This is a genomic window from Spirillospora sp. NPDC048823 (assembly GCF_043198445.1).
Classification (GTDB): domain Bacteria; phylum Actinomycetota; class Actinomycetes; order Streptosporangiales; family Streptosporangiaceae; genus Spirillospora.
Genome location: NZ_JBICUT010000006.1, coordinates 236,871 through 252,610, shown reverse-complemented (window position 1 = coordinate 252,610; position 15,740 = coordinate 236,871). Strand labels below are relative to the sequence as shown.

The following is a 15,740-nucleotide window of genomic DNA, read 5'->3' as shown; positions in this document are numbered from 1 at the left end:
TATGGGTGTTGAGGAGAAGCTTCCCAGCGGCTTCCTGCTGACCACGGTCGAGCAGGTCGCGGGGTGGGCGCGCAAGAGCTCGGTGTGGCCGGCGACGTTCGGCCTTGCCTGCTGCGCGATCGAGATGATGGCGGCCGGCGACCCCAGGCACGACTTTTCCCGGTGGGGAATGGAACGCGCCTCGGCGACGCCGCGGCAGGCCGACCTGATGATCGTCGCGGGCCGGGTGAGCCAGAAGATGGCCCCGGTGCTGCGGCAGATCTACGACCAGATGACCGAGCCGAAGTGGGTCATCGCGATGGGCGTGTGCGCCTCGTCCGGCGGCATGTTCAACAACTACGCGATCGTGCAGGGCGTCGACCACATCGTCCCGGTGGACATCTACCTGCCCGGCTGCCCGCCGCGCCCGGAGATGCTGCTGGACGCGATCGTCAAGCTGCACGACCAGATCCAGAACACCAAGCTCGGCCCGCAGCGCCAGAAGCAGATCGCCGAGCTGGAAGAGGCCAAGCGCCGCCGGCTGCCGCTGCTCGGACAGGGGGCCTGATGAGTTCCGAACATCCCGAGCAGAAGGCCGAGCAGAGCGCCGACCAGCTGCCCGCGCACACCGAGGAGGAGCGCCGGGAGCAGCCGATCGTCCGCAAGGGCATGTTCGGCGCGAAGACGACCGGCGACACGTCCGGGTACGGCGGGCTGGTCATCCGGCAGAGCCCGAAGGTGTCCGCGACCCGCCCGTACGGCGGGCCGGGCGGCGCCGCCGAGCCCGGCGAGTTCGACGTGATCGCCGACGAGCTGGAGCGCGCACTGCGGGGTCCGGGGTCGTCCCCGGAGAAGGCGGGGCCCGATTTCGGTGACGCGATCGAGCGGGTCGTCGTCGACCGCGGTGAGCTGACGTTCTTCGTCAGGCGCGAGCACCTGCGTGAGGTGGCGCGCACCATGCGGGACGACCCGTCGCTGCGCTTCGAGCTGTGCTCGGGCGTGTCGGGCGTCCACTACCCGAAGGACGAGGGCGCGGAGCTGCACTCCGTCGTGCACCTGCTGTCGATCACGCACAACCGGCGCGTCCGGCTGGAGGCGACCTGCCCGGACGCCGACCCGCACATCCCGTCCCTGGCACCGGTCTACCCGACGAGCGACTGGCACGAGCGCGAGACCTACGACTTCTTCGGGATCGTCTACGACGGCCACCCCGCGCTCACGCGCATCGAGATGCCCGACGACTGGGTCGGCCACCCGCAGCGCAAGGACTACCCTCTCGGCGGCATCCCCGTCGAGTACCGAGGTGCGGAGATCCCCCCGCCGGACGAAAGGCGGTCGTACGTATGAGCTCGACCAAGTACACCGAGTACGACGCCTACGCCGCCGAGGAGGCGGCCGAAGGCCGCGTGTTCGACGTCGGCGGGCAGGACTGGGACCAGGTCGTCGCCGGCGCCGAGGAGGCCGGTGACGAGCGGCTCGTCGTCAACATGGGCCCGCAGCACCCGTCGACGCACGGCGTGCTCCGGCTGATCCTCACGCTCGACGGTGAGACGGTGACCGAGGCCCGGGTGAACATCGGGTACCTGCACACCGGCATTGAGAAGAACATGGAGTTCCGTACCTGGACGCAGGGCACCACGTTCTGCACCCGGATGGACTACCTCGCGCCGCTGTTCAACGAGGCGGCGTACTGCCTGAGTGTGGAGAGGCTCCTCGGCATCACCGACCAGGTGCCGGAGCGGGCGCAGATCATCCGCGTGATGATGATGGAGCTGAACCGGATCTCCTCGCATCTGGTGGCGATCGCGACGTTCGGCCTCGAACTCGGCGCGACCACGGTGATGCTCAACGGGTTCATCGAGCGCGAGTACACCCTCGACCTGTTCGAGGAGATCACCGGGCTGCGCATGAACCACGCCTACATCCGCCCCGGCGGGGTGGCGCAGGATCTGCCGAGCGGTGCGACCAGCAAGATCCGCGACTATCTCGACCGGATGCCGAAGCGGATCGAGGCGCTGCGCAAGCTCCTGGACGCGAACCCGGTGTTCCTGGCGCGGACGAAGGACGTCGCGTACCTGGACCTGACCGGCTGCATGGCCCTCGGCGTCACCGGCCCGGTGCTGCGCGCGACCGGGCTGCCGTGGGACCTGCGCAAGTCGCAGCCGTACTGCGGCTACGAGAACTACGATTTCGAGGTCGCGACGCAGGACACGTCCGACGTGTACGGGCGCTACCTCGTCCGGATGGACGAGATGGAGCAGTCGCTGAAGATCGTCGGGCAGTGCCTGGACCGGCTGCAGGCCGCCAAGGGCCCCGTGATGATCGAGGACAAGAAGATCGGCTGGCCGGCGCAGCTGGCGATGGGCGCCGACGGCCTGGGCAACTCGCCCCGGCACATCGCGCACATCATGGGCACCTCGATGGAGGCGCTGATCCACCACTTCAAGCTGGTGACCGAGGGCTTCCGGGTACCGGCCGGGCAGGCGTACGTGCCGATCGAGTCGCCGCGCGGCGAGCTGGCCGCGCATGTGGTGAGCGACGGCGGCACCCGCCCGTTCCGCGCCCACTTCCGCGACCCGTCCTTCGTCAACCTGCAGGCCGTACCGGCGATGGCGGAGGGCGGCATGATCGCCGACATCATCGCCGCGGTGGCCAGTCTCGACCCGGTCATGGGAGGTGTGGACCGATGACATACGAGCCGGAGGTTCGTGAACGGCTGGAAAAGGACGCCAAGCTGATCATCGGCCGTTATCCGCGGCCGCGGTCGGCGCTGCTGCCGATGCTGCACCTGGTGCAGTCGGTGGAGGGGCACGTCACACAGGACGGCATCGAGTTCTGCGCGGAGCAGCTCGGGATCACGCCGGCGCAGGTGACGGGCGTCGTGACGTTCTACACGCAGTACAAGCAGGCGCCGGTCGGGGAGTACCACGTCGGCGTGTGCACCAACACGCTGTGCGCGATCATGGGCGGCGACCAGATCTGGGACGAGCTGAGCGAGCACGCCGGGGTCGGGCACGACGAGTCCACCCCGGACGGCAAGGTCAGCCTTGAGCGGATCGAGTGCAACGCGGCCTGCGACTTCGCGCCGGTGATGATGGTCAACTGGGAGTTCTTCGACAACATGACTCCCGAGAAGGCCAAGAAGCTCGTCGACGACCTGCGGTCGGGCGAGCGGGTCCTGCCCTCGCGCGGCGCGGAGCACCTGGCCACGTGGCGGGAGGCGTCCCGGGTGCTGGCGGGGTTCCCCGACGGACGCGCCGGCGAGGGCGTCCAGGCGGGGCCGGAGTCGCTGCGCGGCCTCAAGCTCGCGCGGGAGCGCGGGTGGGCCGCCCCCCCGAGTGCAGTTGCCGGGGGGTCGTCCCCCACGAATGACGCGGACGCCGACCGTGAGCGGCCGGACGAGCCGGTGAAGCCGGAGCAGATCGCCGAACCGCCGCACGAGCCCGGCGAGCCGATCCCGGGTGAGGCGAAGCCCGGCAGCCAGGAGGGGCGGAACACGTGACCACGCTGACCCCGATCCTCACCAGGAACTGGGACCAGGCCGACTCGTTCACCCGCGAGGGCTACGAGCGTGAGGGCGGCTACAAGGCGCTGCGCAAGGCGTTCGGGATGGAGCCGGACGACATCGTCCAGGCGGTCAAGGACTCCGGCCTCCGCGGCCGCGGAGGCGCCGGCTTCCCCACCGGAATGAAATGGGGGTTCCTGCCGCCGAGCAGCCCGAACCCCCGCTACCTGGTGGTCAACGCCGACGAGTCCGAGCCGGGCACGTGCAAGGACATCCCGCTGATGATGGCCAACCCGCACGTGCTCATCGAGGGTGTCGTCATCAGCTCGTTCGCGATCAAGTCGAACCTCGCGTTCATCTACGTGCGCGGCGAGGTCCTGCACGTGATCCGCCGGCTGCACCAGGCGGTCGCGGAGGCGTACGAGGCCGGTTACCTCGGCAAGGACATCCTCGGGTCCGGTTACGACCTCGACGTCGTCGTGCACAGCGGCGCCGGGGCCTACATCTGCGGCGAGGAGACGGCGCTGCTGGACTCCCTTGAGGGGTTCCGCGGCCAGCCCAGGCTGAAGCCCCCCTTCCCGGCGGTCGCGGGCCTGTACGGCGGGCCCACCGTCATCAACAACGTCGAGTCGATCGCGTCGGTTCCCTCGATCATCGGCAACGGCCCGGAGTGGTTCGCCGCGATGGGCACCGAGAAGTCCCAGGGTTTCGGGATCTTCTCGCTGTCCGGGCATGTCACGCGTCCCGGCCAGTACGAGGCGCCGCTCGGGATCACGCTGCGGGAGCTGCTCGACATGGCGGGCGGCGTCCGCGAGGGGCACCGGCTGAAGTTCTGGACGCCCGGCGGGTCGTCCACGCCGATCTTCACCGACGAGCACCTGGACGTGCCGCTGGACTTCGAGTCCGTCGGCGCCGCCGGGTCGATGCTCGGCACCCGGGCGCTGCAGATCTTCGACGAGACGACGTGTGTCGTCCGGGCGGTGCTGCGCTGGTCGGAGTTCTACGCGCACGAGTCGTGCGGCAAGTGCACGCCGTGCCGTGAGGGCACCTACTGGTACAAGCTGATGATCAAGCGGCTGGAGGCCGGGCAGGGCACCGAAGAGGACCTGGAGACCCTGCTCGACATCTCCGACAACATCCTCGGCCGGGCGTTCTGCGCCCTCGGCGACGGCGCCACCAGCCCCGTCGTGTCGTCGATCAAGCTGTTCCGGGACGAGTACCTCCAGCACTTCGAGCAGGGCGGCTGCCCGTTCGACCCGGCCAAGTCCACCCTCTGGGGAGGTGCCAAGTGACCGTCACCGACGACAAGTCGGAGGTGGAGAAGGTGGAGATGGTGTCCTGCACCATCGACGGCTTCGAGATCGAGGTGCCGAAGGGCACGCTGATCATCCGGGCCGCCGAGCTGCTCGGCATCCAGATCCCGCGGTTCTGCGAGCATCCGCTGCTCGACCCGATCGGGGCGTGCCGGCAGTGCCTGGTGGAGATTCCCGACGCCGGCAACGGCCGCGGGATGCCGAAGCCGCAGGCGTCCTGCACCACCCCCGTGATGCCGGGCATGGTCGTCCAGACCCAGCTCACCTCGCCGGTGGCCGACAAGGCCCAGCACGGCATCATGGAGTTCCTGCTCATCAACCACCCGCTGGACTGCCCCGTCTGCGACAAGGGCGGCGAGTGCCCCCTGCAGAACCAGGCGATGTCCCACGGGCGCGGCGAGACGCGGTTCCTGGAGACCAAGCGGACGTGGCCGAAGCCGCTCCCGCTGTCCAGCCAGGTGCTGCTCGACCGGGAGCGCTGCATCCAGTGCACGCGCTGCACCCGGTTCTCCGAGCAGATCGCCGGCGACGCGTTCATCGACCTGTTCGAGCGCGGCGCCAAGGAAGAGGTCGGGATCGCCGAGGACCGGCCGTTCCAGTCCTACTTCTCCGGCAACACCGTGCAGATCTGCCCCGTGGGAGCGCTCACCGGCACCGCGTACCGGTTCCGGTCCCGGCCGTTCGACCTGGTGTCGACGCCGAGCGTCTGCGAGCACTGCGCGTCCGGCTGCGCGATCCGGACCGACCACCGGCGCGGCAAGGTGACGCGGCGGCTGGCCGGCGACGACCCGCACGTCAACGAGGAGTGGAACTGCGACAAGGGCCGCTGGGCGTTCACGTACGGGACGCGGCCGGAACGGCTCACGCATCCGCTCGTCCGCAACGAGGACGGCGAACTGGAGACGGCGTCGTGGCCGGAGGCGCTCACCATCGCGGCGGAGGGCCTCGCGGCGGCGCACGGCCGCGCCGGCGTCCTGACCGGCGGGCGCGTCACCCTTGAGGACGCCTACGCCTACGCCAAGTTCGCCCGGATCGCGCTCGGCACCAACGACGTCGACTTCCGGGCCCGGCCGCTGTCGGACGAGGAGTCGCGGTTCCTCGCCTCGTCGGTCGCGGGACGCTCCATCGAGGTGTCCTACGCCGACCTGGAGAAGGCGGGGGCAGTGCTCCTGGCCGGCTTCGAGCCGGAGGAGGAGTCGCCGATCGTGTTCCTGCGGCTCCGCAAGGCGTTCCGCAAGAACCGGCTGAAGGTGTACGCCGTCGCCCCCTTCGCGACCCGCGGGCTGGACAAGGTCGGCGGGACGCTGCTGCCGACGGCGCCCGGTGCGGAGGCGGAGACGCTCGGCTCGCTGATCGGTGACGACGACCGGTCCGACATCCGGACGCTGATGGAGACGCCCGGCGCCGTGATCCTGGTCGGTGAGCGGCTCGCGGGCAGCCCCGGCGCGCTGACCGCGGCGGCCCGGCTGGCGCAGTTCACCGGCGCCCGGCTGGCGTGGGTGCCGCGCCGGGCCGGGGAGCGCGGCGCGGTCGAGGCCGGGGCGCTGCCCGGGCTGCTGCCGATCGGACGTCCGGTGACCGACCCGGCGGCGCGGGCGGAGGTCGCCCGCGTCTGGGGCGTCGCCGAACTGCCCTCCGGGGCGGGCGAGGACGCCGCCGGGATCATCGCGGCGGCGGCCGGGGGGCGGCGCGGGGCGCTGCTCGTCGGCGGCGTCGACCCCTACGACCTGCCCGACCCGGACGCGATGCTGCGGGCCCTGGACGCCGCCGACTTCGTGGTGAGCCTGGAGCAGCGGCCGAGCGCCGTCACCGACCGCGCCGACGTCGTCTTCCCGGTCGCGGCCGTCGCGGAGAAGTCCGGCACGTTCGTCGACTGGGAGGGCCGCGGCCGCCAGTTCGACGTCGTGCTCAGGTCGTCGGGGCGGATGTCGGACCTGCGGGTGCTGGACGCCATCGCCGACGAGATGGACGTCCATCTCGGGCTGCCCGGCCCGGAGGCGGCGCGCCGCGAGCTGACCGAACTCGGCGCCTACCGGGGTCAGCGTCCGGACGCACCGGACGTGGCGCAGGAGCTGCCGCCGCACCCGGGGCAGGGTGAGGCGCTGGTGGCGACGTGGCGGCTGCTGCTGGACCGCGGCCGGCTGCAGGACGGCGAGCCGTTCCTCGCGGGCACCGCGAAGGCCGCGGTCGCCCGGCTGTCGCCCGCGACGGCCGCGGAGATCGGTGCGACCGGCGCGGTGACGGTGTCGGCGGCGCGCGGCGAGGTCACGCTCCCGCTGGAGGTGACCGCCGACCTGCCCGACCGGGTGGTGTGGCTGCCGACCAACTCGGCCGGCTGCGCGCTGTACCGGGACCTGGGCGCGGCGGCCGGCGGCATCGTCAAGATCGCGAGCGGGGTGCTCGCGGGCGCGACGGCGGCGCAGGCTCCTGACGAGAACGCTGGAGGCAGCAAATGAGCCCGCTCGCGGCGGCGCCGGCCGCGGATCCGACGCTGAAGGACTTCGGCTCGGATCCGTGGTGGCTGATCGGCGGCAAGGTCGTCGCCATCTTCGCGTTCCTGGTCGTGACCGTGCTGATGACGATGTGGTTCGAGCGGCGCCTCATCGGCCGGATGCAGCTGCGCGTCGGCCCGAACCGCGCGGGCCCGTTCGGCCTGCTGCAGGGCCTCGCCGACGGCATCAAGCTGGCGCTGAAGGAGGACATCGTCCCCCGCCAGGTCGACAAGGTCGTGTTCGTCCTCGCTCCGGTCATGGCGGCGGTGCCGGCGTTCATCTCGTTCGCCATCATCCCGTTCGGGCCGACGGTGTCGGTCTTCGGGCACCAGACGCCGCTGCAGGGCACCGACCTCCCGGTCGCGGTGCTGCTGGTGCTGGCGATGGCGTCGATGGGCGTGTACGGGATCGTGCTGGCCGGCTGGTCGTCGATGTCGCCGTACTCGCTGCTCGGCGGGCTCCGCTCGTCCGCGCAGGTGATCTCCTACGAGATCGCGATGGCGCTGTCGTTCGTGGCGGTGTTCATGTTCGCCGGCTCGATGTCCACCTCGGAGATCGTCGCCGCGCAGCAGGACAAGTGGTTCGCGATCCTGCTGGCGCCGTCCTTCATCGTGTACGTGATCACGATGATGGGGGAGTCGAACCGCATCCCGTTCGACCTGCCGGAGGGTGAGGGCGAGCTGGTCGGCGGCTTCCACACCGAGTACTCGTCGCTGAAGTTCGCGATGTTCTTCCTCGCGGAGTACATCAACCTGGCGACGCTGTCGGCGCTGGCCACCACGCTGTTCCTCGGCGGCTGGCGCGCTCCCGCGCCGATCTCCACGGTGTGGGCGGGCGCCAACTCCGGCTGGTGGCCGGTGCTGTGGTTCCTGGCCAAGGTGCTCATGTTCATCTGCTTCTTCATCTGGCTGCGCGGCACGCTGCCCCGCGTCCGCTACGACCAGCTGATGAAGCTCGGCTGGAAGGTGCTGACGCCCTTCTCGCTCGGCTGGATCCTGCTGGTCGGCACCATCCGCGCGCTGCGCAACGACGGCTACGACATGCGGCAGATCGTGATCGTCGCCGCGGTCGCGGCCGCGGTGGTGCTGGTGGCCACGGTGCTCTGGGAGATGGTCCGGGGCGGCGAGGACGAGAAGGAGATCGTGCCGGGCGCGGGCGCGGGCAAGGACGGCGGGCCCGACCCGGCCGCCGGCGGGTTCCCGGTGCCGCCGATGGACGCGCCCCACTACCGCGGCGGCCCGGCCGGGGCTTCCACGTTGAAAACCCCTCCTGAGGAGGTCACCAGTGGGACTCACTGATTTCCTGAACCCGGTGAAGGGGTTCGGGGTCTCGTTCCACCAGATTTTCATGAAGAGCGAGACCGTTCAGTACCCCGAGGTGAAGAAGCCGACGGCTCCGCGCTTCCACGGCCGGCACCAGCTCAACCGGTGGCCGGACGGTCTGGAGAAGTGCATCGGCTGCGAGCTGTGCGCCTGGGCCTGTCCCGCCGACGCGATCTTCGTCGAGGGCGCCGACAACACCGCCGACGAGCGTTATTCGCCCGGTGAGCGGTACGGCCGCACCTACCAGATCAACTATCTGCGCTGCATCCTGTGCGGGCTGTGCATCGAGGCGTGCCCGACCCGGGCGCTCACGATGACCAACGAGTACGAACTCGCCGACGACAGCCGCGAGAGCCTGATCTACACCAAGGAGATGCTGCTGGCGCCGCTGCGCGAGGGCATGGAGACGCCGCCGCACGAGATGCGGCTCGGCGACACCGAGGAGGACTACTACCGCCTCGGCCTCCAGCCCGAGGAGCCGGCGCCGACCGTCCCGTCCGAGGGCGGCGGCCGGGCGAGCGTCGACCAGGCGGTCGAGAAGGAGCGGGCCGTCAAGGACGAGAAGGCGGGCAAGGACGAGAAGGCCGTCAAGGACGAGAAGGCGGGCAAGCGCGAGAAGGCCCGTAAGCGGGGTGAGGGCAAGTGAACGCCTCGTTCTCGGGTGCGCACGTCCTCGCGGCGGAGGTCGCCGACAAGCAGTCCGGTGAGCCGTTCTTCTTCTGGCTGCTTGCCGTCGTGTCCGTCGGCGCCGCAATCGGCATGATCTTCATGCGGAAGGCGGTGCACTCGGCGCTGCTGCTGGCCACCGTGATGCTGTCCCTCGCCGCGCTGTACGCGATCCAGAACGCCCCGTTCCTGGCGTTCGTCCAGGTGATCGTCTACACCGGCGCGGTGCTGATGCTGTTCCTGTTCGTGATGATGCTCGTCGGGGTGAGCTCCACGGACTCACTGGTCGAGACGATCCGGGGCCAGCGTTTCTGGGCGGTGGTCGCCGCGGTCGGGTTCATCGCCCTGGTGGGCGCAGGTCTCGCGAACGCGGCGCTCGGCGGCTCGGCGGGCCTGAACCAGGCCAACGCCGAAGGCAACGTCGTCGGCCTGGCCCGGCTGCTGTTCTCCAAGTACGTGTTCGCGTTCGAGGCGACCAGCGCCCTGCTGATCACCGCGGCGCTGGGCGCGATGGTGCTGGCGCACCGGGAACGCACCGAGCCGAAGCCGACGCAGAAGGACCTGTCCAAGGGACGGTTCCTGTCCGGCGACCATCCGGGCCCGCTGCCGGGCCCCGGCACCTACGCCCGGCACAACGCCGTCGACATGCCGGCGCTGCTGCCCGACGGGACACCGTCGGAGCTGTCGGTCAATCCGGTCATCGCCGCCCGCGTCGACTCGTCGGAGCGGCACGCCGATCTGCACGGCGCGTCCCCGGAAGAGGCGGTCGAGCGGAACGTCCGGGACGTCAAGGCCGTCACCGATGAAGCCGAGGACGCGGACGCCGAGTCGCGCGTCGTCAAGTCCGGGACGCGGGCCGCCGGCGGCAGTGCCGGCGGCCGGGCGGGCGGCAACGAACGTGAAGGCGAGGCTGGTCAATGAGTCCGGGGCACTACCTGGCGCTCTCGGCGATCCTGTTCACCATCGGCGCTCTCGGCGTGCTCGTGCGCCGCAACGCGATCGTGGTGTTCATGTGCATCGAGCTGATGCTGAACGCGACGAACCTGGCGTTCGTCTCGTTCTCCCGCATGCACGGCAACCTGGACGGTCAGATCATCGCCTTCTTCGTGATGGTGGTGGCCGCCGCGGAGGTCGTGGTGGGCCTGGCGATCATCATGACCGTCTTCCGGACCCGCAGGTCCTCGTCGGTGGACGACGTGAACCTGCTGAAGTACTGAGAGGCTGGGATGAAAGCGGAAGGCATCCAGGCCGCGTCCTGGCTCCTCATCGCGCTCCCGCTCGCGGGCGCCGCGATCCTCCTGATCGGGGGGAGGCGCACCGACAAGTGGGGGCACCTGCTCGGCGTCGCGATGTCGGTCGCGTCGTTCGCGCTCGGCGTCGCGATGTTCGTCCAGATGCTCGGATACGGCGCCGAGGAGCGGCGCCGCAGCCGGCACCTGTGGGACTTCATCGACGTCGGCGCGTTCAAGGTCGGCATGGACCTGCTGGTGGACCCGTTGTCCATCAGCTTCGTGCTGCTGATCACCGGGGTGGGCTCGCTCATCCACATCTACTCCGTTGGCTACATGGCCGACGACCCCGAGCGGCGCAAGTTCTTCGCCTACCTGAACCTGTTCGTCGCGGCGATGCTGCTGCTGGTGCTCGGTGACAACTTCCTGATCATGTTCCTCGGCTGGGAGGGCGTGGGCCTCGCCTCCTACCTCCTGATCGGGTTCTGGCAGCACAAGCCGACCGCCGCGACCGCGGCGAAGAAGGCGTTCGTCGTCAACCGCGTCGGCGACATGGGGCTGATCATCGCGATCGCGCTGATCTTCGCCACCTTCGGCACCATCGACTACCAGCCGATCCTCGGCACGGGCGCCGAGCATGTCGGCATGGCGTCCCAGCTGAGCACCGGGACCGCCACCGCGATCGGGCTGCTGCTCCTCGTCGGCGCGTGCGGCAAGTCGGCGCAGCTGCCGCTGCAGTCCTGGCTGCTGGACGCGATGGAGGGCCCGACCCCCGTGTCGGCGCTCATCCACGCGGCGACGATGGTGACCGCCGGCGTGTACCTGATCGTCCGGGCGGGGCCGATCTTCGAGATGTCCGACACCGCGCAGCTGGTGGTGACGATCGTCGGTGCGGCCACGCTGCTCTTCGGTGCGATCATCGGGTGCGCCAAGGACGACATCAAGAAGGCGCTCGCCGGGTCGACGATGTCGCAGATCGGCTACATGACGCTCGCGGCGGGGCTCGGCAAGGCCGGCTACGTCTTCGCCATCGCGCACCTCATCGCGCACGGCTTCTTCAAGGCCGGCCTGTTCCTCGGCGCCGGGTCCGTCATGCACGGCATGAAGAACGACGTGAACATGCGCCACTACGGCGCGCTCCGTTCCATGATGGTCGTCACCTACGCCACGTTCGGGCTCGGCTACCTCGCGATCATCGGGTTCCCCGGGCTGTCCGGCTGGTTCACCAAGGACGGCATCATCGAGGCGGCGTTCAACGAGGGCGGCACGCACGGGAACATCCTCGGCGCGTGCGCGCTGCTCGGCGCCGGCATCACCGCGTACTACATGTCGCGCGTGATGTTCATGACGTTCTTCGGCGAGAAGCGCTGGGCGGACGACGCCCACCCGCACGAGTCGCCCAAGGTCATGACGGTGCCGCTGATCCTGCTGGCGGGCGGCTCGGTCGCCGCGGGCGGGTTCCTCATTCTCGGCGGGTTCGGCCACTTCCTGGAGCCGGTCGTCGGGGCGCCCGAGCACGAGCACGAGTTCGCCTGGATCACCGCACCCGGCATCGCGACCGTCGTGCTGATGGTCATCGGTGCGGCGATCGCCTGGCGGCAGTACGGCAGCCGGAAGGTGCCGCGTGAGGCGCCCAAGGGCTCGTTCGTCACCGTCGCGGCACGCAAGGACCTCTACGGCGACGCGCTCAACGAGTCGCTGCTGATGCGTCCCGGCCAGTGGCTGACCCGGCTCGCGGTCTGGTTCGACGGACGCGGCGTCGACGGCGCCGTGAACGGCACGGCCGCCGGCATCGGCGGCACCTCCGGCCGGCTCCGGCGCGTCCAGACCGGCTTCGCCCGTTCCTACGCACTCTCAATGACCTTCGGCGCTGCGCTCGTGGTGGCCGCGCTCCTGGTGGTGAACGTTTCATGAGCGACTTTCCCTGGCTGAGCGTCCTCATCGCGCTGCCACTGGCGGGCGCGGTGCTGCTCACCGTCATCCCGCGTGAGCGGGAGACGCTGGTCAAGCAGTTCGCGCTCGGCGTCTCCCTCGTCGTCGCGGTCCTCACCGGGATCATGGCCGCGGGCTTCGACGCGGGCGGGCCGCGCTTCCAGTTCGAAGAGAAGTACTGGTGGATCAGGGAGTTCGGGATCCACTGGGCGCTCGGCGTCGACGGGATCGCGCTGACGCTGATCCTGCTGTCGGTCATCCTCGTCCCGCTGGTCATCCTGGGCTCGTGGGGCGAGGCCGACCGGTCCGGTGGCGTGGACGTCCCGGTCCGGGGCGAGGCGGGGCCCGGCCACGCGGAGGGACCACAGCGGTCGGTGAAGGCCTACTTCGCGCTGCTGCTGTCCCTCGAAGCGACGATGATCGGTGTCTTCGCGGCGACCGACGTGTTCGTCTTCTACGTCTTCTTCGAGGCGCTGCTCATCCCGATGTACTTCATCATCGGGTACTACGGCGGCGCGCAGCGCTCCTACGCCGCGGTGAAGTTCCTGCTGTACTCGCTGCTCGGCGGGCTGCTGATGCTCGTCGCGGTCATCTGGCTGTACCCGCTGTCGGCCAGGCCCGTCGCCGAGGGCGGCGTCGGGCACGGCACGTTCATGTTCGACGAGCTGTCGAAGCTGAACATCGACCCGACGACGGCGAAGTGGCTGTTCCTCGGCTTCTTCATCGCGTTCGCGATCAAGGCGCCGATGGCGCCGGTGCACACCTGGCTGCCGGACGCGGCGCAGCAGTCCCCGGCGCCCGCGCTGGTCCTGCTCGTCGGCGTCCTGGACAAGGTCGGCACGTACGGGATGCTCCGGTTCTGCCTGGAGCTGTTCCCCGGCGCGGCCAGGTGGGCGACTCCCGTCGTGATCGTGTTCGCGGTCGTCAGCATCATCTACGGCGCGATCCTCGCGATCGGGCAGGTCGACATGAAGCGGCTGATCGCCTACACGTCGATCTCCCACTTCGGGTTCATCGTGCTCGGCATCTTCGCGATGACGTCCCAGGCCCAGTCGGGCGCGGCGCTGTACATGGTGAACCACGGGTTCTCCACCGGCGCGCTGTTCCTCGTCGTCGGGTTCATGATCGTCCGGCGGCGGTCGGCGCGGATCTCCGACTACGGCGGCATGCAGAAGGTGGCGCCCGTCCTCGCCGGGACGTTCCTCGTCGCCGGACTGTCGAGCCTGTCGCTGCCCGGCCTGTCGCCGTTCGTGTCGGAGTTCCTCGTCATCGTCGGCACGTTCAGCCGCTACCAGTGGGCCGCGATCGCCTCCGTCATCGCGATCGTGCTCGCCGCCATCTACATCCTGTGGATGTACCAGCGGACCATGGGCGGCCCCGCCGTGCCCGCCGTCGCGGGCCTGAAGGACCTGTCCGCCCGGGAGAAGTGGGTCATCGCCCCCATCCTCGCGATCATCGTGGCGATGGGCTTCTTCCCGCAGCCGGTGCTGGACGTGATCAACCCGTCGGTGAAGGAGACCATGGCCCGGGTCGACAAGCAGGACCCCGCGCCGGACATCACCGGTAACGTCGCCGAGAACGGAGCCCGTCCATGAGCACCAGCAGTCAGGTGAGCGCGGTCCTCGCGCAGGGGGGTGACATCCCCGCGCCGCACATCGAATACGGGCAGATCGCCCCGATGCTGCTGGTCTTCGGCGCCGCGATCATCGGCGTGCTCGTCGAGGCGTTCGTCGGCCGGCGCCGGCGCTGGACCACGCAGGTGCCGATCGCGTTCCTCGGCCTCGCCGCCGCCTTCGCCTGGACGATCGTGCTGGGGTGGCGCGAGAACCCGCACCACGTCGCCGCCGAAGGCGCGATCGGCGTGGACGGCCCCACCCTGTTCCTGCAGGGCACCATCCTGGTGCTGGCGCTGGTCAGCCTCCTGCTGATCGCCGAGCGCGGCGGCGCCCGGGCGGGCGGCGTCGAGGGGCACTTCGCCGCGCAGGCGTCCGCCCTGCCGGGCAGCGAGGCCGAGCAGCGCACCACCGAGGCGGGCGCCGTCCAGTCCGAGGTGTTCCCGCTGATGATGTTCGCCGTCGGCGGCATGGTCATGTTCCCGGCCGCGAACGACCTGCTCACGATGTTCGTGGCGCTGGAGGTGCTGTCGCTGCCGCTGTACCTGCTGTGCGGGCTCGCCCGCCGGCGGCGCCTCCTGTCCCAGGAGGCCGCGGTCAAGTACTTCCTGCTCGGCGCGTTCTCCTCGGCGTTCTTCCTGTACGGGGTGGCGCTGCTGTACGGGTACGCCGGGTCGGTGCGGCTGTCGGACATCTCCGCACAGATCGGCAAGGACGCCGGCAACGAGACCCTGCTCCTCGCGGGCGTCGCGCTGCTGTCGGTCGGGCTGCTGTTCAAGCTCGGCGGCGTCCCGTTCCACATGTGGAAGCCCGACGTCTACCAGGGCGCCCCCACCCCGATCACGGCGCTGATGGCGTCCTGCACGGTCGTCGCCGCGTTCGGCGCGATCGTCCGCGTCTACTACGTCGCGTTCGAGACCCTCGAATGGGACTGGCAGCCCTTCATGTGGGGTGTGGCCATTCTCACGATGGTCGCCGGGTCGATCATCGCGATCACGCAGACCGACATCAAGCGGATGCTGGCCTACTCGTCGGTCGCGCACGCGGGCTTCCTGCTCCTCGGCGTGATCGCCGCGTCCCCGAACGGACTGTCGAGCACCCTGTTCTACCTGCTCGCCTACGGCTTCGCCTCCGTCGGCGCGTTCGCCGTCGTCACGATGGTGCGGGACGCGGGCGGCGAGGCGGGCCACCTGTCGCGGTGGGCGGGGCTCGGCAAACGCTCCCCGGTCGTCGCCGGTGTGTTCGCCTTCTTCCTGCTGGCGTTCGCCGGCATCCCCCTCACCAGCGGCTTCACCGGGAAGTTCGCGGTGTTCAAGGCGGCCGTCGAGGAGGGCGCGACACCGCTGGTCGTCGTCGCCGTCATCGCCTCCGCCATCGCCGCGTTCTTCTACATCCGCGTGATCGTCGTCATGTTCTTCAGCGACCCCGACCCCGACGGGCCGGTCGTGGTGGCCGGGCCGGCGACCGCGGTCGCTGTCGCGGTAGGCGTGACGGCTACTGTTGTACTCGGCGTGCTCCCACAACCCATTCTGGACCTTGCGGGACAAGCCACGACCGACATGTTCGTCCGGTAGGGAGTCCTGGGTGAGCCACCCATTCGCTGAGAAGTCCGGCGGGCCGGCCGTAGAGGAGACCGGCCCGTTCGGGCTTCCCGTCGACGCCGCCCTCGCGGCCGACGCCAGGGGCCGC

General features: G+C 70.0%; 12 protein-coding genes and 1 pseudogene. All 13 read left to right on the top strand.

The genetic code is table 11. The features are described 5' to 3' along the window. Nucleotide 1 precedes the first annotated feature (1 nt). Nucleotides 2–547 (top strand): NuoB/complex I 20 kDa subunit family protein, encoded by a 546-nt coding sequence (locus ACGFK0_RS16890; RefSeq protein ID WP_392905693.1) that lies wholly within the window; start codon nucleotides 2–4, stop codon nucleotides 545–547. Continuing rightward, entirely contained in the window at nucleotides 547–1,326 is a 780-nt protein-coding gene (locus ACGFK0_RS16885; protein ID WP_392905691.1) for an NADH-quinone oxidoreductase subunit C, read from the top strand. Before ACGFK0_RS16890 ends, ACGFK0_RS16885 begins: the two co-directional genes overlap by 1 nt. Then, on the top strand, nucleotides 1,323–2,669 hold the full coding sequence (locus ACGFK0_RS16880) for an NADH-quinone oxidoreductase subunit D (RefSeq protein ID WP_392905688.1): 1,347 nt from the start codon (nucleotides 1,323–1,325) through the stop codon (nucleotides 2,667–2,669). Before ACGFK0_RS16885 ends, ACGFK0_RS16880 begins: the two co-directional genes overlap by 4 nt. Continuing rightward, nucleotides 2,666–3,481, top strand: a complete 816-nt coding sequence (gene nuoE / locus ACGFK0_RS16875; protein ID WP_392905685.1) for an NADH-quinone oxidoreductase subunit NuoE — start codon at nucleotides 2,666–2,668, stop codon at nucleotides 3,479–3,481. Before ACGFK0_RS16880 ends, nuoE begins: the two co-directional genes overlap by 4 nt. Beyond that, complete coding sequence (nuoF, locus tag ACGFK0_RS16870; protein WP_358449148.1) at nucleotides 3,478–4,776, top strand: NADH-quinone oxidoreductase subunit NuoF; 1,299 nt, start codon at nucleotides 3,478–3,480, stop codon at nucleotides 4,774–4,776. Before nuoE ends, nuoF begins: the two co-directional genes overlap by 4 nt. Then, the gene (locus ACGFK0_RS16865; RefSeq protein WP_392905682.1) at nucleotides 4,773–7,253 is read left to right on the top strand and encodes an NADH-quinone oxidoreductase subunit G; all 2,481 of its coding nucleotides are present in this window, start codon (nucleotides 4,773–4,775) and stop codon (nucleotides 7,251–7,253) included. The genes nuoF and ACGFK0_RS16865 overlap by 4 nt, the downstream gene beginning before the upstream one ends. Then, nucleotides 7,250–8,587, top strand: a complete 1,338-nt coding sequence (gene nuoH / locus ACGFK0_RS16860; protein WP_392905680.1) for an NADH-quinone oxidoreductase subunit NuoH — start codon at nucleotides 7,250–7,252, stop codon at nucleotides 8,585–8,587. The genes ACGFK0_RS16865 and nuoH overlap by 4 nt, the downstream gene beginning before the upstream one ends. 49 nt (nucleotides 8,588–8,636) lie before the next feature. Beyond that, nucleotides 8,637–9,074: pseudogene (nuoI, locus tag ACGFK0_RS16855) on the top strand (NADH-quinone oxidoreductase subunit NuoI); the annotation flags it as partial. Nucleotides 9,075–9,253: 179 nt separating this feature from the next. After that, entirely contained in the window at nucleotides 9,254–10,198 is a 945-nt protein-coding gene (locus ACGFK0_RS16850; RefSeq protein WP_392905677.1) for an NADH-quinone oxidoreductase subunit J, read from the top strand. After that, a complete protein-coding gene (gene nuoK, locus ACGFK0_RS16845) occupies nucleotides 10,195–10,494 on the top strand; it encodes an NADH-quinone oxidoreductase subunit NuoK (RefSeq protein ID WP_392905674.1) in 300 nt (99 codons plus the stop codon). Before ACGFK0_RS16850 ends, nuoK begins: the two co-directional genes overlap by 4 nt. 9 nt (nucleotides 10,495–10,503) lie before the next feature. Continuing rightward, on the top strand, nucleotides 10,504–12,420 hold the full coding sequence (gene nuoL / locus ACGFK0_RS16840) for an NADH-quinone oxidoreductase subunit L (protein ID WP_392905672.1): 1,917 nt from the start codon (nucleotides 10,504–10,506) through the stop codon (nucleotides 12,418–12,420). Continuing rightward, entirely contained in the window at nucleotides 12,417–14,033 is a 1,617-nt protein-coding gene (locus ACGFK0_RS16835) for an NADH-quinone oxidoreductase subunit M (RefSeq protein WP_392905669.1), read from the top strand. Before nuoL ends, ACGFK0_RS16835 begins: the two co-directional genes overlap by 4 nt. Next, nucleotides 14,030–15,625 carry an NADH-quinone oxidoreductase subunit NuoN gene (nuoN, locus tag ACGFK0_RS16830; protein ID WP_392905667.1) on the top strand — a complete coding sequence of 532 codons (1,596 nt, stop codon included), beginning with the start codon at nucleotides 14,030–14,032 and terminating at the stop codon, nucleotides 15,623–15,625. The genes ACGFK0_RS16835 and nuoN overlap by 4 nt, the downstream gene beginning before the upstream one ends. Nucleotides 15,626–15,740: the final 115 nt, after the last annotated feature.